A 19330-nucleotide genomic window follows, 5' to 3' on the forward strand; every position below is an offset into this window, starting at 1 on the left:
AGCCGCAAGCTGTACTTGAGTACGGTAAGGCGACGCTGACGTGGTTTGAAGAGATTTTCGAAGAGTATAAGAAAAAAGCAGAGTTGGAAGTCAATCCAATTCTGCTTTTAAATAGTTTAAAACCTTTTCCAGATTTTCTAAGGATACCTTGGCAAATTGATAAGGGCAGGCATCCAAGTAAGCCTCCTCAAAGAAGTCCAATTTCAGCTGACTGTGTTTTAGGCTGGCGATTTTAGGATACTGTCTGAGGTCTAGCAATAAACCATCATGAAGCGGAAAGTGAGGAAGGGGACAAGGTGTTTTAGTTAAGATTTCCTCGATTTGTTTTTGGTAAGTTTCCTGATTGGACAAGCGAGCCAGACGATTTTTCTCAAATAATTGACTGTCAATATAGAGTGATAAGGCCTTTTGCATGATGAGGTTGCTGTCGTAGTCTAGGATATTTTTGTAGGCCACAAAGGCTTCTTTGATAGCATTTGGCAGAATGAGTGCCGTAATCCGCAGGGCTGGAAAGAGGCTGGTTGAGAAGGACTTGATATAAATGACGCGCTCCTCTGTATCTAGATAGTGGAAGGTCTGGCCCTTCTTGGAGTCCAAATCCCCCAAATAGTCGTCCTCTACGATATAGACACCATACTTGGCAGCTAAGTCAAGAATAGCTCGTTTGTCCTGCTCAGAATAGGAATGCCCCAGAGGATAGTGGAAGCGAGGAATGGTATAGAAAAACTTAATTTTTCCTGTTTTGAAGTGGCCTTCCAGTTCCTCCAAGTCAATCCCATCAATGCCTCGTTCAATCGTTTGATAGTCCAGACCTTGAGCAATCAAGAGACGATTCATCCGATGGTAGGTCGGCTGTTCCACCAAGATTGCCTTGGCTTGGCTAGGAAAGGATATTTGAGAAAGGATAAACAAGGCTTGCTGGGTTCCAGAAGTCAGTACAAGTTGATCAGCCTTGCAGTAGAGGGCTTGGTCAAAGAGCAGTTTATGAATGGATTGTCTTAAGTCTTCTAAACCTTCTTGGTTGTCATAGTAGTTGAAGAGGTAGTTTTCTCGGCCAATTAAGGTTTCATTGACACAGAGTCGGAAATCGTCATAGGCGCTGGCATGTTCGTCCGTAACCTCGATTTCTAGATCTTGATGTTGCCCTTGTTCTAGGACATAGTAGCCACTCTGGGGCTTGGCATAGAGGTATTGTTCGTGTCGTAATTCCAGTAGGGCTCGTTGAATGGTATCCTTGCTACAGTGAAAGTCAAGGCTCAGTTGACGGATAGAAGGCAGGCGACTTCCCGTTGGAAAGCGTCCAGACTCGATACTATTTTTCAGATAAGCTATGACCTCTTGGTACTTGCTTTGTTTCTTCATTCCAGACCTCCCTTGATTTTGTTACATTGTACCCTTTTTTTTCCTTCTTGGCAATGTCTAGGGTGTTTCTCTCTTTCACATCTAGGGGCAAATGTGGTATACTTAGGAGTAACATTTATAGAATAACAGATAAGAAAGAGAATGGATAAGAACGTGCAGGAACCAGTGAAATTATTTCAATACAATACCCTTGGAGCCTTGATGGCCGGCCTTTATGGTGGTACTATGACAGTAGGAGAATTACTAGAGCATGGAGACCTTGGTTTGGGAACCTTGGATTCCATTGATGGGGAATTGATTGTCTTAGATGGCAAGGCTTATCAAGCCAAAGGTTCAGGAGAGCAACCGGAAATTGTAGAAGTGTCACCAGATGCCCTTATTCCTTATGCAGCAGTAGTACCGCACCAGGCAGAGGTCATTTTCCGCCAGCGCTTTGAGATGACAGACAAGGAATTGGAAGAGCGAATCGAGTCTTATTATGATGGGGAAAATCTTTTCCGCTCTATCAAGATTCGGGGGGAATTTTCACATATGCATGTGCGCATGATTCCCAAGTCGACACCAGATACCAAGTTTGCTGATGTCGCAACCCATCAACCGGAATATAGTCGTGACAATGTGGCGGGCACCATCGTTGGTTTCTGGACTCCTGAGATTTTCCATGGGGTCAGTGTGGCAGGCTACCATCTGCACTTCATTTCAGATGATTTGACCTTCGGTGGGCATGTCATGGACTTTGTCATCAAGGAAGGTATTATCGAGGTGGGAGCAGTTGATCAGTTGGATCAACGTTTCCCGGTCCAAGATCGTCAATACTTGTTTGCTAAGTTCAATGTTGACGAGATGAAAAAAGATATTGAAAAGGCGGAATAGGAGAAGAAAATGACCATTCATATTATCATTACCATGGTGCTGTTGCTGGCTTTCTTGATAGGGAGCATTTGGTATGCCAAAAAGAAATACCAGATCAATCTAGCTGTCTTGGGCTTGGGGGCTGTTGTCTTCTTTGTTTCTTCGCAGATTTTAGAAAAACTGGTGCATATCTTGGTTTTACATCCTCAAAAAGACGGTAGTATTGCCCTCTTGCAAGACCATCCACTTGTCTATATCATCTATGGCTTAGCCATGGCAGCATTTTTTGAGGAAACTGCTCGTCTTATTTTCTTCAAATGGTTGGAGAAAAAGAGAAGTTTGGAAAAGGCAGATGCCTTGGCTTATGGCTTGGGGCATGGTGGCTTGGAGTTGATTTTCCTAGGTCTTACTAGTTTGATTAATCTCTACATCGTTCTCTCAGCAGTTCAAACTCAGAATCCACAGGTCATGCAATTGCTGTCTGAAAATATGTTGAAAACTATTCAGTCGCTATCAGCCTGGCAGATTTATTTGCTTGGTTTTGAGAGAATCTTGGCGCTAGGTTTCCAATTACTCTTGACTGTTTGGGTTTACCAAGCTGTTCGCCAGAAGAAATGGATTTATCTCCTAGCAGCCTATGGACTACATGCCTTCTTTGACTTGGCACCATCTCTTGCCCAAGTTGGCTGGTTAACCAATCCAGTCTTGGTTGAAGTTGTCCTAGCACTTGAACTTGTTCTGCTTGCCTATGGAACAAAGGCAGTCTTTTGCAAAAAATCATAAGAAAAAGGGGGAAACCTCTTTTTTGTTTAAAATAAGCCCAAGATTTTTTTAGGGTCGTCAAATGGTCTTAAAAATGGTATAATGGAATGAATTTTGTAAAAGGAAGAGTGTCATGTCAGTAAAAGAAAAAATGCTTGAAATCTTAGAAGGGATTGATATCCGTTTCAAGGAACCCTTGCATAGCTATAGTTATACAAAAGTAGGTGGAGAGGCCGATTATTTGGTCTTTCCACGAAATCGTTTTGAGTTGGCGCGCGTTGTTAAATTTGCCAATCAAGAAGACATCCCTTGGATGGTTCTTGGAAATGCCAGCAATATCATCGTTCGTGATGGTGGAATTCGTGGATTTGTCATCTTGTGTGACAAGCTCAATAATGTTTCTGTTGATGGCTATACTATTGAAGCAGAAGCTGGTGCTAACTTGATTGAGACAACTCGCATTGCCCTTCGTCATAGTTTGACTGGCTTTGAGTTTGCTTGTGGCATTCCAGGGAGCGTCGGTGGTGCTGTCTTTATGAATGCGGGTGCCTATGGTGGCGAGATTGCCCACATCTTGCAGTCTTGTAAGGTTTTGACCAAGGATGGAGAAATCGAGACCCTGTCTGTCAAGGATTTGGCTTTTGGTTACCGCCATTCAGCCATTCAAGAGTCTGGTGCAGTTGTCTTGTCAGCTAAATTTGCCCTTGCTCCAGGAAGCCATCAGGTTATCAAGCAAGAAATGGATCGCTTGACGCATCTACGTGAACTCAAGCAACCTTTAGAATACCCATCTTGTGGTTCGGTCTTTAAGCGTCCAGTAGGTCATTTTGCAGGTCAGTTAATTTCTGAAGCTGGCTTGAAAGGCTATCGTATTGGTGGAGTAGAAGTCTCAGAAAAACACGCAGGTTTTATGATCAATGTCGCAGACGGAACGGCTAAAGACTACGAGGACTTGATCGAGTCTGTGATCGAAAAAGTCAAGGAGCACTCTGGCGTTACTCTTGAGAGAGAAGTCCGTATTTTAGGTGAAAGCAAGTAGGAAGCTGTAGTTGAAAAGCTGCTACTATATCATGGAAAGGGGGTGAAAGCCTATCGTTAGTGCAGAAGAATGTAGGCAGTTCAATCTCCTACACGAGGTAGTAGCGGCCTGACAGAGCCCTGATCTGTTAATCTATGAAAAAGAAGGAATAAATGACAATTGAAAAAACCAATTATTGAATTCAAAAACGTCTCAAAGGTTTTTGAAGACAGCAACACCAAGGTTCTCAAAGATATCAACTTTGAGTTGGAAGAAGGGAAATTCTACACTCTTTTAGGCGCATCTGGATCAGGGAAATCAACTATCCTTAACATCATTGCAGGTTTACTGGATGCGACGACAGGAGATATTTTGCTGGACGGTGTCCGCATCAACGACATCCCAACCAACAAGCGAGACGTCCATACGGTCTTCCAATCCTATGCCTTGTTTCCACATATGAATGTGTTTGAAAATGTTGCCTTTCCGCTTCGCTTGCGTAAAATTGACAAGAAAGAAATCGAGAAACGCGTAGCGGAAGTTCTCAAGATGGTTCAGTTGGAAGGTTACGAAAAACGTTCCATTCGTAAACTCTCTGGAGGACAACGTCAGCGTGTGGCTATTGCCCGTGCCATTATCAACCAACCCCGTGTGGTTTTGTTGGACGAGCCTTTGTCAGCGTTGGACTTAAAATTACGAACAGATATGCAGTACGAACTGCGTGAACTGCAACAACGATTGGGCATTACCTTTGTCTTTGTCACTCACGATCAGGAAGAAGCCCTGGCTATGAGTGACTGGATTTTCGTTATGAATGATGGCGAGATTGTCCAGTCTGGAACACCTGTGGATATCTACGATGAGCCGATCAATCACTTTGTTGCCACCTTTATCGGTGAGTCAAATATCTTGCCAGGAATCATGATTGAGGACTACTTGGTTGAGTTCAACGGCAAACGCTTTGAAGCGGTCGATGGTGGGATGAAGCCAAATGAACCTGTTGAGGTCGTGATTCGTCCAGAGGACTTGCGGATTACCCTTCCTGAAGAAGGCAAGCTCCAAGTTAAGGTGGATACCCAGCTCTTCCGTGGGGTTCACTATGAAATTATCGCCTATGACGAACTTGGGAATGAATGGATGATCCACTCGACTCGTAAGGCCATCGTGGGTGAGGAAATCGGTCTGGACTTTGAACCGGAAGACATCCACATCATGCGTCTCAACGAAACCGAAGAAGAGTTCGATGCCCGTATCGAAGAATACGTGGAAATCGAAGAGCAAGAAGCAGGTCTGATCAATGCAATCGAGGAGGAAAGAGATGAAGAAAACAAGCTCTAAACTCTTTGTAGTGCCCTACATGCTCTGGATTGCCCTCTTTGTTCTGGCACCCTTGGTCTTGATTTTCGGTCAATCCTTTTTCAACATTGAAGGCCAATTCAGTTTAGAAAATTATAAGTCCTACTTTACGTCACAAAACTTGACCTACCTAAAAATGAGTTTCAACTCAGTACTCTATGCAGGGATTGTGACACTGGTGACGCTTCTTATCAGCTATCCGACAGCCCTCTTTTTGACTCGTCTCAAGCACCGTCAACTCTGGCTTATGCTGATTATCCTGCCAACCTGGATCAATTTGCTCCTCAAGGCCTATGCCTTTATCGGAATTTTTGGTCAAAATGGCTCTATTAACCAATTCTTGGAATTCATCGGAATTGGTTCACAACAGTTGCTCTTTACCGATTTCTCCTTTATCTTTGTCGCAAGCTACATCGAGCTTCCCTTTATGATTTTGCCGATTTTCAATGTCTTGGACGATATGGATAACAATCTTATTAATGCCAGCTATGACCTAGGTGCGACCAAGTGGGAGACCTTCCGTCATGTCATCTTCCCTCTATCGATGAATGGAGTGAGAAGTGGGGTGCAGTCTGTCTTTATCCCAAGCTTGAGTCTCTTCATGCTGACACGTTTGATCGGTGGGAACCGCGTTATCACCTTGGGGACAGCTATTGAGCAGAACTTCCTAACCAATGATAACTACGGTATGGGTTCAACCATCGGTGTGATTCTTATCCTGACTATGTTCATCACCATGTGGGTGACCAAGGAAAGGAGAGAACGATGAAAAAATTTGCCAACCTTTATCTGGGACTGGTCTTTCTTGTCCTCTACCTGCCGATTTTTTACTTGATTGGCTATGCCTTCAATGCAGGTAACGACATGAATAGCTTTACAGGCTTTAGTTTGAGTCATTTTAAAACCATGTTTGGCGATGGTCGCCTTATGTTAATTGTGACCCAGACCTTTTTCTTGGCCTTTCTGTCAGCCTTGATTGCGACCATTATTGGGACTTTCGGTGCTATTTACATTTATCAGTCTCGTAAGAAATACCAAGAAGCCTTTCTTTCACTTAATAATATCCTCATGGTTGCGCCTGATGTTATGATTGGTGCCAGCTTCTTGATTCTCTTTACCCAACTCAAGTTTTCACTTGGCTTTTTGACCGTTTTATCTAGTCACGTAGCCTTTTCCATTCCTATCGTGGTCTTGATGGTCTTGCCTCGACTCAAGGAAATGAACGGTGACATGATTCATGCGGCCTATGACCTTGGTGCCAGTCAATTTCAGATGTTTAAGGAAATCATGCTTCCTTACCTGACACCGTCTATTATTGCAGGTTACTTCATGGCCTTCACCTATTCGCTGGATGACTTTGCCGTGACCTTCTTCGTAACGGGAAATGGCTTTTCAACCCTGTCAGTCGAAATTTACTCTCGTGCTCGTAAAGGGATTTCGCTTGAAATCAATGCCCTGTCTGCCCTTGTCTTTCTCTTTAGTATTATCCTAGTTGTTGGATATTACTTTATCTCACGTGAGAAGGAGGAGCAAGCATGAAAAAACTCTATTCATTTTTAGCAGGAATTGCAGCCATCATCCTGGTCTTGTGGGGAATTGCGACGCATTTAGATAGTAAAATCAATAGCCGAGATAGTCAAAAACTGGTTATCTACAACTGGGGTGACTATATCGATCCAGAACTCTTGGAGAAATTCACAGAAGAAACAGGAATCCAAGTACAGTACGAGACCTTTGACTCCAACGAAGCCATGTATACCAAGATCAAGCAGGGTGGAACGACTTATGATATTGCTATCCCAAGTGAATATATGATCAACAAGATGAAGGACGAAAACCTCTTGGTACCGCTTGACTATTCAAAACTTGAAGGTCTTGAAAATATCGGACCAGAGTTCCTCAACCAGTCCTTTGACCCAGGCAATAAATTCTCCATCCCTTACTTCTGGGGAACCTTGGGAATTGTCTACAATGAAACAATGGTAGATGAGGCGCCTGAGCATTGGGATGACCTTTGGAAACCAGAGTATAAGAACTCTATCATGCTCTTTGATGGGGCGCGTGAGGTATTGGGACTCGGGCTTAACTCGCTTGGTTACAGCCTCAACTCCAAGGATTCACAGCAGTTGGAAGAGACAGTAGACAAACTCTACAAATTGACTCCAAATATTAAGGCCATCGTGGCGGACGAGATGAAGGGTTACATGATTCAGAACAATGCTGCTATCGGCGTGACCTTCTCTGGTGAAGCCAGCCAAATGCTAGAAAAAAATGAAAATCTACGCTATGTGGTACCGACAGAGGCCAGCAACCTTTGGTTTGACAATATGGTCATTCCCAAAACAGTCAAAAACCAAGACGCAGCCTATGCATTTATCAACTTTATGTTGAAACCCGAAAATGCTCTCAAAAATGCAGAGTATGTCGGCTATTCAACACCAAACCTACCAGCTAAGGAACTGCTCCCAGAGGAGAAAAAAGAAGACAAAGCATTCTATCCAGATGCTGAAACCATGAAACACCTAGAAGTTTATGAGAAATTTGACCATAAATGGACAGGAAAATATAGCGACCTCTTCCTACAGTTTAAAATGTATAGGAAGTAGGAGCTAAACGGATGAAAACGAATCAGTCAGCTGGTTCGTTTTTTTATGTAAAAGGAAATTTTTATAACGGTATCTTTTTCTATGATAGTTGCTTATTTGCCTGTCTAGTAGTATACTAAGTTTAACCTTACAGAAAGCGGTAACAAATAATGAAAATGTCTACTTTTTTCAAAAAAAGTTATTGGCCAACATTAATGATTTTTAACCAAACATATATACTATTCTATCTAAAGGATGGTTTGGATCGACAATACCTAACAACTGATTCCATATATTTGGTGATAGGAAACTTTATATTTTGGAATATTTTCGTAGCTATTTTTAGCAATTCGAAAATGTGGGATAAAAGTTGGGATAAAAAGAGTGATAGCAGTAAGAAAAAATATATCCTGAAAAAGTAAGAAGAGATGTAGGGAATGGGTTATTTAAATGGGGATCATTTCCAGTTGACGCAAGCTTAAAAAAACGATATAATAAGAAAGTTGAGAATTGATTTTCAGTTGTCTTAGTCCAGAGAAATGGCGGTGCTGCGAGCCATCTAAGCTAGGAAGTCATGCTACTCAATCATACAATTGCATAAGAATAAGAGAATGACAAGTTCATTGAATGAAGGTGGTACCGCGGTTTTTCGCCCTTCGTGATATGAACTTGTCTTTTGATTTTTTGGATGTGTTGATGAAAACATTTCTTGTCAAACAAAAGTTTCGTCTTGGAGGCGAGCGCTTTGCTATCAAGGATGACAGGGGAGAAATCGCCTATCAGGTAGAGGGATCATTTTTTAAAATTCCCAAAACCTTTACTATCTATGATGCATTTGGTAACCAAGTCAGTGAGATTAGTAAAGAGATTTGGACTCTACTTCCTCGTTTTGAGATTCAGCTTCAGGATGGATCGAGTTTTGTAATTCGTAAGAAGTTGACCTTCTGGCGAGATAAGTATGAGTTTGATAATCTGGGGCTTCGTATCGAGGGCAATATCTGGGATTTGAATTTCAAACTACTGGATGATCGTGATCAGTTGATTGCGGAAATCAGGAAAGAACTCTTTCATCTGACCTCTACCTATACCGTAACGGTTCTGGAGGACGCTTATGCAGATCTAGTCATTTCCCTCTGTGTCGCTATTGACTATGTGGAAATGCTGGAAAGTCAATCAAATTAAACAAGCAATAAGGAGACAATATGAAACAACTATCTAGTGCACAAGTACGCCAAATGTGGCTTGACTTCTGGGCGACTAAAGGTCACTCAGTAGAACCATCAGTGAGTTTGGTTCCTGTAAATGATCCAACTCTTTTGTGGATCAACTCTGGGGTAGCAACCCTTAAGAAATACTTTGATGGAACCATTATCCCTGAAAATCCACGTATTACTAATGCCCAAAAAGCGATTCGTACTAACGACATCGAAAACGTAGGGAAGACAGCACGTCACCATACCATGTTTGAAATGTTGGGGAATTTCTCTATTGGGGATTACTTCCGTGATGAGGCTATCACTTGGGCTTATGAGCTTTTGACAAGCCCTGAGTGGTTTGACTTCCCAGCTGAAAAACTGTACATGACCTACTATCCAGACGATAAAGATTCTTACAACCGTTGGATTGAAGTGGGAGTGGATCCAAGTCACTTGATTCCTATTGAGGACAACTTCTGGGAAATCGGTGCTGGGCCTTCTGGACCTGATACAGAGATTTTCTTTGACCGTGGAGAAGCTTTTGACCCAGAAAATATCGGTCTTCGCCTTCTTGCAGAAGATATTGAAAACGACCGTTATATCGAAATCTGGAACATCGTTTTGTCACAATTTAACGCGGATCCTGCTGTTCCTCGTAGCGAGTACAAGGAATTGCCACACAAGAACATTGATACGGGCGCTGGTTTGGAGCGTTTGGTGGCAGTTATTCAAGGGGCTAAGACAAACTTTGAAACTGACCTCTTCATGCCAATCATTCGTGAAGTTGAGAAATTGTCTGGTAAGGTTTACGACCAAGATGGCGACAACATGAGCTTCAAAGTCATCGCTGACCACATCCGTTCTCTTTCATTTGCCATTGGTGATGGTGCCCTTCCAGGAAATGAAGGTCGTGGTTATGTTCTTCGTCGTTTGCTCCGTCGTGCTTCTATGCACGGTCAAAAATTGGGTATCAACGAGCCTTTCCTTTACAAACTGGTTCCAACTGTTGGGAAAATCATGGAAAGCTACTATCCAGAAGTGCTTGAAAAACGTGACTTTATCGAAAAAATCGTTAAGAGCGAAGAAGAGTCATTTGCTCGTACTCTTCACTCAGGTCAACATTTTGCCCAAGGCATCGTAGCTGACTTGAAAGAAAAAGGTCAATCTGTTATCGCTGGTTCAGATGTATTTAAACTTTATGACACTTATGGATTCCCAGTTGAATTGACTGAAGAAATCGCTGAAGAAGCTGGTATGACTGTCGACCGTGAAGGTTTTGAAGCAGCCATGAAAGAACAGCAAGAACGTGCGCGTGCATCTGCTGTCAAGGGTGGTTCAATGGGGATGCAAAATGAAACCCTTCAAAACATCACTGTGGAAAGTCGCTTTAACTATGAAGCATCACAATTATCTTCTAAATTAGTAGCGATCGTGGCTGACAATGCAGAAGTAGAAGCTGTTTCAGAAGGAACTGCCTCACTTATCTTTGCGGAAACTCCATTCTACGCTGAAATGGGTGGACAGGTAGCTGACCATGGACAAATCTTGGATGGGTCAGGTAAGGTCGTAGCCACTGTGACCAATGTTCAAAAAGCTCCAAACGGACAAGCTCTTCATACGGTTGAAGTCCTTGCACCGCTTGCCTTGAACCAAGAATATACCTTGGCAATTGATAGCAATCGTCGTCACCGTGTTATGAAAAACCACACTGCGACTCACTTGCTTCACGCTGCCCTTCATAACATCCTTGGAAACCACGCAACACAAGCAGGATCTCTTAATGAAGTAGAATTCCTACGCTTTGACTTTACGCATTTCCAAGCTGTGACTGCTGAAGATTTGCGTGCGATTGAACAGCAAGTCAACGAGAAAATCTGGGAAGCCCTTGACGTTAAGACAGTTGAAACGGATATTGACACTGCTAAGGAAATGGGAGCCATGGCCCTCTTTGGTGAGAAATACGGCAAGGAAGTTCGTGTCGTGACAATTGGTGACTACTCTATCGAGCTTTGTGGTGGTACCCACGTTGGCAACACTTCTGAGATTGGTCTCTTCAAGATTGTCAAAGAAGAAGGTATTGGTTCAGGAACTCGCCGTATCTTGGCAGTAACTGGTAAGGAAGCCTTTGAAGCCTACCGTGAACAAGAAGATGCTCTTAAAGCTGTCGCAGCAACCTTGAAAGCACCGCAAGTCAAGGAAGTCCCTCACAAGGTAGAAGGTCTTCAAGAACAACTTCGTCAACTTCAAAAAGAAAATGCTGAATTGAAAGAAAAAGCCGCAGCTGCAGCCGCAGGCGATATCTTCAAGGACGTTAAGGAAGCAAACGGTCATCGTTATATCGCTAGCCAAGTATCTGTATCGGATGCTGGTGCCCTTCGTACTTTTGCAGATAACTGGAAACAAAAAGACTACTCTGATCTTCTTGTCCTTGTTGCTGCTATCGGTGACAAAGTCAATGTCCTTGTAGCAAGCAAGACAAAAGACCTTCATGCAGGAAACCTTGTCAAAGAATTAGCACCAATCGTTGATGGACGTGGTGGTGGAAAACCAGACATGGCCATGGCAGGAGGAAGCAACCAAGCTAAAATCCAAGAATTGTTGGATGCAGTAGCAGGTAAATTGTAATTAATACTCAATGAAAATCAAAGAGCAAACTAGGAAACTAGCCGCAGGCTGTACTTGAGTACGGCAAGGCGACGTTGACGTGGTTTGAAGAGATTTTCGAAGAGTATAAGTAAAGATCTATCCATTTGGGTAGATCTTTTTGCATACACAAAAAAGCCAAATCCGATTGGATCTGGCTTGATGCTTATAAGCTATTAGATAGTATTGGATGCCCAGACACTTACGGATCTAGCTGAAACTGGGAATTGTCCATAACCTTCCTCATCGATTGTAACTTGACCTTGGTGGTTTTCAAGTAGATCTACAAAGGTTTGGTTAGCCCACTCTTGGCCGACAAACATTGACTTGCTCTTTTCTTGGTCATTTGAAATCAAGACTGCGATTGGGGATTGGTTTTCAGCACCTGAACGTACCCAACCGATACAGTTAGCATGGTCAAAGTAGTCTTTTTGTTCTCCATAGGCCAAGTCTTTTCGGATGGCTAGGAGGCGGTCAAGGACTTCTTTGAAATCTTCTTGAGCATACTGCCCTGAAATCCCATAGTAATCTCCATAAAAGACACATGGAAGGCCATCTTGGCGTAACAGAATGAGGGCATAGGCTGCTGGTTTGAACCACTCTTCAACAGTCGATTCAAGAGCCTGACCTCGTTGGGTATCATGATTGTCGACAAAAGTCACCGCCTTGTCAGGTTTGAGTTCAACCAAGCTATCTGTGAAAATGCCACGAAGGTCATAGTCTGCGCCAGCTTGACTGGCTTCAAAGAGATTCTGGTGGAGACGAACATCGACAAGGTCGAATCGTTCTTCCGTTTTTTCAAGGTAGTCTAGATTGGCTTCCTTGTCAGGATTCCAAAATTCACCAAAAACATAGAAATCCTCACCGTATTTTTCCTTCATATCGCGGATGAAATTGCCCATAAAGAAAGAATCGATATGTTTGACAGCATCCAAACGAAAACCAGCTACACCAGTGGTTTCCATGAACCAGTCAGCCCAGTCATAGATATTTTGGATGACTTCAGGATGTTTAAAGTCTAGGTCAGCATACATGAGATAGTCGTAATTACCATTTTCGTTATCGACCAATTCCTCATTTGCCCAACCCTTGTTGTCCCCTTGGATGAGATAAATCCCAGACTTTCGGCGTTTGGCATCATAGTCTGTACCGGTGAAGTGGTACCAGTGCCAGTGGAAGTCATTGTAGGTATCTTGGCGACCATCGAAGGTAAAGCTAGTCCAGCCATTGATGGTGAAGGGTTCCCCAAGTTCAACTGTACGGTCTACAGGATCCACTTCAATAACCTGAAAGGCTTCCATATGATCAGCAGCAGCCTTGTGATTGAGCACCACATCGGCCATAGGTTGAATTCCCTGTGCTTTTAGGGCTTGAATGGCTTGAAGATAGTCTTCTTTAAAACCATACTTGGTGCGGACAGTTCCTTTTTGATTAAACTCGCCTAGGTCGAATAAGTCATAGACCCCATAACCTACATCTTTTTCATTGGTTGCCTTGAAAGCTGGTGGCATCCAGACGTGGCTGATACCGAGATCAGCTAGGTGTGGAGCATCTTCAGCTAGACGCGTCCAGTGCTGGCCGTCGTGGGGCAGATACCATTCAAAGTATTGCATGAGTGTTTGATTTTGCATGATGTTTCCTCTTACTTGTCAATCTTGTTCTTTATTCTATCATAAAGTATCGGTTAGCTCAAACGTTTGCGTAAAACTGAATAATAAGTTTTTGACTATTTTATATAAAATGTTGATTTTTAAAATGAAAGCGCTATAATTATAGTAAATTACATAGATAAAGAGAGGAGATTTCTCATGATTGAATTTCAAAATGTTAGTAAGTTGTATGGTGATAAAGAGGCCTTGAGCAATCTCAATCTGCAGATTGAAAATGGAGAGATTATGGGCTTGATTGGCCATAATGGGGCTGGAAAATCGACCACTATAAAATCCTTAGTCAGTATCATTTCACCCAGCAGTGGTCGTATTTTGGTAGACGGTCAGGAGTTATCGGAAAATCGTTTAGCTATTAAACGAAAGATTGGCTATGTAGCAGACTCGCCTGACTTATTTTTACGCTTAACGGCCAATGAATTTTGGGAATTGATTGCTTCATCCTATGATCTGACTAGCTCTGACTTGGAGACTAGTCTAGCTAGGCTATTGAACGTTTTTGATTTTGCTGAAAATCGCTATCAGGTTATTGAAACTCTTTCTCACGGAATGCGTCAGAAAGTCTTTGTCATCGGAGCACTCTTGTCCGATCCTGATATTTGGGTCTTGGACGAACCCTTGACAGGTTTGGATCCCCAGGCTGCCTTTGATTTGAAGCAAATGATGAAGGAACATGCACAAAAAGGGAAGACGGTCTTGTTTTCAACTCATGTCCTAGAGGTAGCTGAGCAAGTCTGTGATCGGATTGCTATTTTGAAAAAGGGGCATTTGATTTATTGTGGTAGCGTGGAGGATTTGAGAAAAGACCACCCAGACCAGTCTTTGGAAAGTATCTACCTTAGCCTTGCTGGTAGAAAAGAGGAGGTTTCAGATGCGTCTCAAGGTCATTAAAAAATTAGTTGATATCAATATCCTCTATTCATCTCAAGAAGCTAATCTGTCTAACCTACGAAAGAAGCAAGCTAAAACTCCTGATAAAAAGGTTGATGTGTCAGGGAAATTATTGCGTTCTTATCTTGTTTCTAGTCTGTTGCTACTCCTCTTATTTTCGAATCTAGTTTTTCGTTATCCTTTTGAGGAGGTTCCCAGTCTATTTAGTAATATGGTTGCTATTTTTCTAGTTATTGTCTTTTCTAATAGTTTAACAGCCTTTTACAATGTTTTTTATGAGAGTAAGGATCTGTCCTCTTATAGTCCTTATGCCTTTAAGGAATCAGAAATTATGCTTGCCAAAGGAATATCTGTTCTTTTGCCATCTCTAGTTGGACTTGTCCCTATCTTAGCTTATTTTCTGGTTCTTTATCTTCGATTAGCTCCTTCTCTTTGGTTGGGCTTACCTTTAATGTTGCTGTCCTTAGCTTTATTATTTGCCTCAGTTGGTCTAGGGATAGTCTTGGCAGTCCATTTTTTGGCTCAGACAGCATTTTTCAGAAAGCACCAGTCTCTTTTATCTAATGTCATGATTGGTCTAGGGCTATTATTCCCTATGATACTGGTTTTCTATTCAAATTCAGGAGCTAGTATAGAGACAGTTAGAGAAGTCCCAACCCTCTTTTATCCTCTTCATATCTTTTATAAAATAGCAGTAGAGCCTTTTTCTCTTGAATCCATCTTTGGATTACTTGCTTGGATAGTAGCAACTGTTTTGCTACTTTATCTAACAAAAAAGAAGGTTGTTCCTCAATTTTATCAAGTTGTTATGACCAACAGTGAAGAAAAAATCAGAAAAGAGCGTCGTAGCAAACAAAGCATTTCCATAACTAAAAAAGGTTTTTTCCGTATGGTGTTACGCTACAACCTCTCCCTCTTGGGACAGGGGACTAGCTTGGTAACAGTGCTTTTTACAAGTACTTTCCTGCCTTATTTCTTTATGATAGGCTTAATATTTAAGATTAGGGACTCACAGCTTGTTCCAGAAATAACTGCCGAATACTGGTTGCCCTTGTTTTTTGTGGGAGTGTTTATAGCAGTTTTAAATAACAATATCACAAGTCTATCTTCAATCGGGTTATCTCTGGAGAGGGAAAATTTTGATTTTCTTAAGAGTTTGCCTTTTGATTTTGCTCGTTATGTGAAAGTGAAATTTTGGATTATATTTGCAGTTCAGTCCCTCTTACCTATCTTGACTTTACTTGGTCTTTCCCTTTATTTAGGATTGCCCATTCTTTCGATGATTTACCTTCTTGTGGCATGGGTCCTTGCCAGTGTCATCCTTTCTTGCCACCATTACTTTAAGGACGTTAAAAATCTGTCAACCAATTGGAGTAGCATTACGGACTTGGTGAACCGTTCAAATGGTATAGTCGCAATAGTTTTATTGTTTATATATAGTGCAATCCTAATGGCCCTTGTAATTGGGAGCTTATTCTTGGTTCAGTCTCTCTCCCCTATCCTTGCCATTAGCTTGGGAGTAGGAGCTCTTATCCTCTTGCTTGCTCTTGCTATTTTTGGCTATCATTACTACCTGTCACGCATATTGACAGAAATAGAAAAAAGATGAGATAGTTGGTCGCTTGATTGATAAATTCAATTCGACAAACGCTTTTATAGTTTGTTAGAATGTAGTTGTAAATTATTAAGATTGGTAATCAAAAATATATAGGGAGGAATGTTTTGAATAAGAAATACAACATAGTTCTATTTTTGTTGTTTATAGTTTATTTATTTGGATATTTTTCAATTTCAAAAACGTTAATTCCTATAATGTGTGTGATCCAAGTATTTTTGATAGAACATATATTTAGAGTTCGAAATAGGATTATGCAGATAGGTGAAATTATAATTATTGTTGCTTCTATAATATTATTTATTGATAGTATATTGAGTTTGTAACAAAGCCTTCTCTATAAAATCAAATTTTCCAGATACCTGCTGAAGCTGATTTATCTTCTCTCTATGCCTTCTCATCTTTATTATACTATCTACGTCACTAAACTTGACAGACATATATTGCAGGTACAACCTCTCTACCTACAATCTCACAGTTAACCTGAGGCTAGTTTCCTAGTTTGCTATTTGATTTTTGTTGATAAAAGAAATGCTCCTCCACGATGGAAGAGCATCTTTTATTGTTATTCTCACACAATTACTTCCTAAGTTTTTATTAGTATTAGTATACCATTTTTTAAAACTAGAGTAAAAAAGCAAGGGTAGTTTCTTTTTTGAGAATTGTCACAAAATTTGCTATAATAGGGACTATGAATAGAATAAGAGTCAGCAAACGGGTTGAAAAAAAGCTTTCAAAGGGGCTAGTTTTACTAGAAGCGAGTGATCTTGAGAATATCAATCTCAAGGATCAGGAAGTAGAAGTCCATAGTCAAGATGGAAACTTTCTTGGTACTGCCTACCTTTCTCAGCAAAACAAGGGCTTGGGCTGGTTTGTCAGCAAAGACAAGGTGACCTTCAATCAAGCTTTCTTTGAAGCACTGTTTAGACAAGCTAAAGAAAAGAGAAGTGCCTACTATCAAGATGATTTGACAACTGCCTTTCGTCTCTTCAACCAAGAGGGAGATGGTTTTGGTGGTCTGACAGTGGACCTTTATGGCGACTATGCTGTCTGTTCTTGGTATAACTCTTATGTTTATCAGATTCGCAAGGTTATCTCAGAAGCTTTTAGACAGGTTTTTCCTGAGGTTTTAGGGGCTTATGAGAAGATCCGCTTTAAGGGTTTGGACTATGAATCTGCCCATGTTTATGGTCAAGAAGCACCTGACTTCTTCACTGTTTTGGAAAATGGTGTCCTCTATCAAGTCTTTATGAATGATGGCTTGATGACAGGGATTTTCCTAGACCAGCATGAAGTTCGCGGTAGTTTAGTGGATGGATTGGCTATGGGTAAATCCTTGCTCAATATGTTTTCCTACACAGCAGCCTTTTCAGTGGCTGCGGCCATGGGAGGAGCAAGCCAGACTACTTCGGTTGACCTAGCTAAACGTTCACGAGAATTGTCTCAAGCGCATTTTCAGGCAAATGGAATCAGTACAGACGACCATCGTTTTATAGTCATGGATGTTTTTGAGTATTTCAAGTATGCCAAACGAAAAGACTTGACCTATGATGTGATTGTCCTAGATCCGCCTAGCTTTGCTCGGAACAAAAAACAAACGTTCTCTGTGGCCAAGGATTATCACAAGTTGATTTCCCAGAGTCTTGAGATTTTAAATCCGGGAGGGATTATCATTGCTAGTACCAATGCTGCCAATGTTTCCCGCCAGAAATTTACAGAACAAATTGATAAAGGCTTTGCAGGAAGAAGTTACCATATTTTAAACAAATACAGTCTTCCAGCAGATTTCGCCTATAATAAAAAAGATGAAAGTAGTAATTACCTCAAGGTGATTAGTATGAAGGTTAGTAAATGAAATTAATCGTTTCAGTAATGCCAAGAAGTTTAGAGGAGGCTCAGGCTCTGGATGCCACGAGGTACCTGGATGCCGACATCATTGAATGGCGTGCCGACTATCTACCTAAAGAAGCGATTTTGCAGGTAGCTCCAGCGATTTTTGAAAAATTCGCAGGCCGTGAGTTGGTTTTCACATTGCGAACTCGCGCTGAAGGGGGACAAATCGACCTTTCTCCAGAAGAATATATCTATCTAATCAAGGAAGTGGCGCAACTCTATCAACCAGACTATATTGATTTTGAGTACTATAGCTATAAGGATGTTTTTGAGGAAATGCTGGACTTCCCAAATCTCGTTTTGAGTTACCACAATTTCCAAGAAACACCTGAAAATATGATGGAAATCTTGTCAGAGTTGACGAGCTTAAATCCAAAACTTGTTAAGGTCGCGGTGATGGCTCACACGGAGCAGGATGTGCTAGACCTGATGAACTATACACGAGGATTTAAAACCCTCAATCCTGAACAGGAATATGTGACCATTTCTATGGGCAAGGTTGGTAAGGTCTCTCGTATCACTGCGGATGTGACGGGTTCTAGCTGGTCCTTTGCTAGCCTGGATGAGGCCAGTGCCCCTGGTCAGATTTCCCTAGCTAACATGAAAAAAATCAGGGAGATTTTGGATGAAGCTTGATGGCTATACACGTTTAGCTGCAGTTGTTGCCAATCCTATTAAGCATTCTATTTCGCCCTTTATCCACAATAGGGCCTTTGAGGCGACAGCTACCAATGGTGCTTACGTAGCTTGGGAGATTGAAGCGGCTGACTTGGAAGAAACAGTGGCTAATATTCGTCGCTACCAGATGTTTGGCATCAACCTGTCCATGCCCTATAAGGAGCAGGTGATTCCTTATTTGGATGAGCTGAGTGACGAAGCGCGCTTGATCGGTGCGGTCAATACGGTTGTCAATGAGAATGGCAATTTAATTGGATATAATACAGATGGCAAGGGATTTTTTAAGAGCTTGCCTTCTTTTACAATTTCAGGTAAGAAGATGACCCTGCTGGGTGCAGGTGGTGCGGCTAAATCAATCTTGGCACAGGCTATTTTGGATGGTGTCAGTCAGATTTCTGTCTTTGTTCGTTCAGTTTCTATGGAAAAAACAAGACCTTACCTGACCAAGTTACAGGAGCAGACAGGCTTTAAAGTGAACTTGTATGCTTTAGAAGATGTTCCTGAACTGCAAGCAAGGATTGCCGAGTCGGATTTGCTGGTCAATGCGACAAGTGTAGGGATGGATGGTCAATCCTCTCCAGTTCCAGAAAGCATATTCTTACCAGAAACTCTCTTAGTAGCAGATATCATTTACAAACCTTTTGAAACCCCATTTTTGAAATGGGCCAGAAGTCAGGGCAATCCAGCGGTCAATGGTCTGGGAATGTTGCTCTATCAAGCTGCAGAAGCTTTTCAACTGTGGACAGGAAAGGAAATGCCAACAGAAGAGATTTGGCAGTCCTTAACAGAAAAATACCAATAAAGAAAGGGAG

General features: G+C 41.8%; 18 protein-coding genes. 16 read left to right on the forward strand and 2 right to left on the reverse strand.

All coding sequences use genetic code 11. The features are described 5' to 3' along the window. Nucleotides 1-90: 90 nt before the first annotated feature. A complete protein-coding gene (locus tag DXN33_RS01910) occupies nucleotides 91-1362 on the reverse strand; it encodes a PLP-dependent aminotransferase family protein (RefSeq protein WP_070842539.1) in 1272 nt (423 codons plus the stop codon). A 141-nt stretch (nucleotides 1363-1503) separates the two neighbouring features. On the opposite strand from DXN33_RS01910, the gene budA reads away from it, so the two are divergent. From budA to alaS, 10 genes are all read left to right on the forward strand, one after another. Next, nucleotides 1504-2235 carry an acetolactate decarboxylase gene (gene budA, locus DXN33_RS01915; RefSeq protein ID WP_000360311.1) on the forward strand — a complete coding sequence of 244 codons (732 nt, stop codon included), beginning with the start codon at nucleotides 1504-1506 and terminating at the stop codon, nucleotides 2233-2235. 9 nt (nucleotides 2236-2244) lie between these two features. Next, nucleotides 2245-2997 (forward strand): YhfC family intramembrane metalloprotease, encoded by a 753-nt coding sequence (locus DXN33_RS01920; RefSeq protein ID WP_115904183.1) that lies wholly within the window; start codon nucleotides 2245-2247, stop codon nucleotides 2995-2997. A 112-nt stretch (nucleotides 2998-3109) separates the two neighbouring features. Beyond that, nucleotides 3110-4015 (forward strand): UDP-N-acetylmuramate dehydrogenase, encoded by a 906-nt coding sequence (murB, locus tag DXN33_RS01925; protein ID WP_115904184.1) that lies wholly within the window; start codon nucleotides 3110-3112, stop codon nucleotides 4013-4015. 159 nt (nucleotides 4016-4174) lie between these two features. After that, the gene (locus DXN33_RS01930) at nucleotides 4175-5332 is read left to right on the forward strand and encodes an ABC transporter ATP-binding protein (protein ID WP_042750955.1); all 1158 of its coding nucleotides are present in this window, start codon (nucleotides 4175-4177) and stop codon (nucleotides 5330-5332) included. Further along, nucleotides 5313-6119 carry an ABC transporter permease gene (locus DXN33_RS01935; protein WP_115904185.1) on the forward strand — a complete coding sequence of 269 codons (807 nt, stop codon included), beginning with the start codon at nucleotides 5313-5315 and terminating at the stop codon, nucleotides 6117-6119. Before DXN33_RS01930 ends, DXN33_RS01935 begins: the two co-directional genes overlap by 20 nt. After that, nucleotides 6116-6889, forward strand: coding sequence for an ABC transporter permease (locus tag DXN33_RS01940; RefSeq protein ID WP_000712740.1), 774 nt, complete (start codon nucleotides 6116-6118; stop codon nucleotides 6887-6889). The genes DXN33_RS01935 and DXN33_RS01940 overlap by 4 nt, the downstream gene beginning before the upstream one ends. Continuing rightward, on the forward strand, nucleotides 6886-7956 hold the full coding sequence (locus tag DXN33_RS01945; protein ID WP_115904186.1) for an ABC transporter substrate-binding protein: 1071 nt from the start codon (nucleotides 6886-6888) through the stop codon (nucleotides 7954-7956). Before DXN33_RS01940 ends, DXN33_RS01945 begins: the two co-directional genes overlap by 4 nt. A gap of 149 nt (nucleotides 7957-8105) precedes the next feature. Further along, complete coding sequence (locus tag DXN33_RS01950) at nucleotides 8106-8357, forward strand: hypothetical protein (RefSeq protein WP_084862450.1); 252 nt, start codon at nucleotides 8106-8108, stop codon at nucleotides 8355-8357. A gap of 274 nt (nucleotides 8358-8631) precedes the next feature. Continuing rightward, the gene (locus DXN33_RS01955) at nucleotides 8632-9117 is read left to right on the forward strand and encodes an LURP-one-related/scramblase family protein (RefSeq protein WP_049488628.1); all 486 of its coding nucleotides are present in this window, start codon (nucleotides 8632-8634) and stop codon (nucleotides 9115-9117) included. A 20-nt stretch (nucleotides 9118-9137) separates the two neighbouring features. Beyond that, nucleotides 9138-11756, forward strand: coding sequence for an alanine--tRNA ligase (gene alaS / locus DXN33_RS01960; RefSeq protein ID WP_049488602.1), 2619 nt, complete (start codon nucleotides 9138-9140; stop codon nucleotides 11754-11756). A 194-nt stretch (nucleotides 11757-11950) separates the two neighbouring features. Here the strand turns inward: alaS and DXN33_RS01965 are convergent, their stop codons facing one another. Beyond that, the gene (locus tag DXN33_RS01965) at nucleotides 11951-13405 is read right to left on the reverse strand and encodes an alpha-amylase (RefSeq protein WP_115904187.1); all 1455 of its coding nucleotides are present in this window, start codon (nucleotides 13403-13405) and stop codon (nucleotides 11951-11953) included. A gap of 177 nt (nucleotides 13406-13582) precedes the next feature. Between DXN33_RS01965 and DXN33_RS01970 the strand changes: the two genes are divergently transcribed. The 6 genes from DXN33_RS01970 (at nucleotide 13583) to DXN33_RS01995 (ending at nucleotide 19320) form a co-directional block, all read left to right on the forward strand. Further along, on the forward strand, nucleotides 13583-14332 hold the full coding sequence (locus tag DXN33_RS01970; protein WP_115904188.1) for an ABC transporter ATP-binding protein: 750 nt from the start codon (nucleotides 13583-13585) through the stop codon (nucleotides 14330-14332). Further along, nucleotides 14313-15941 (forward strand): hypothetical protein, encoded by a 1629-nt coding sequence (locus DXN33_RS01975; RefSeq protein WP_115904189.1) that lies wholly within the window; start codon nucleotides 14313-14315, stop codon nucleotides 15939-15941. Before DXN33_RS01970 ends, DXN33_RS01975 begins: the two co-directional genes overlap by 20 nt. Nucleotides 15942-16012: 71 nt before the next feature. Then, nucleotides 16013-16273: a hypothetical protein gene (locus DXN33_RS09875; RefSeq protein WP_083320527.1), complete on the forward strand. Its 261-nt coding sequence runs from the start codon at nucleotides 16013-16015 to the stop codon at nucleotides 16271-16273. Nucleotides 16274-16638: 365 nt separating this feature from the next. Then, nucleotides 16639-17802 carry a class I SAM-dependent rRNA methyltransferase gene (locus DXN33_RS01985; protein ID WP_181897266.1) on the forward strand — a complete coding sequence of 388 codons (1164 nt, stop codon included), beginning with the start codon at nucleotides 16639-16641 and terminating at the stop codon, nucleotides 17800-17802. Further along, entirely contained in the window at nucleotides 17799-18476 is a 678-nt protein-coding gene (aroD, locus tag DXN33_RS01990) for a type I 3-dehydroquinate dehydratase (protein ID WP_115904190.1), read from the forward strand. The genes DXN33_RS01985 and aroD overlap by 4 nt, the downstream gene beginning before the upstream one ends. Then, complete coding sequence (locus DXN33_RS01995; RefSeq protein ID WP_115904191.1) at nucleotides 18466-19320, forward strand: shikimate dehydrogenase; 855 nt, start codon at nucleotides 18466-18468, stop codon at nucleotides 19318-19320. The genes aroD and DXN33_RS01995 overlap by 11 nt, the downstream gene beginning before the upstream one ends. The last annotated feature ends 10 nt before the right edge of the window (nucleotides 19321-19330 follow it).

Origin of the sequence: Streptococcus sp. NM (assembly GCF_003390135.1) — a bacterium.
Classification (GTDB): Bacteria; Bacillota; Bacilli; order Lactobacillales; family Streptococcaceae; genus Streptococcus.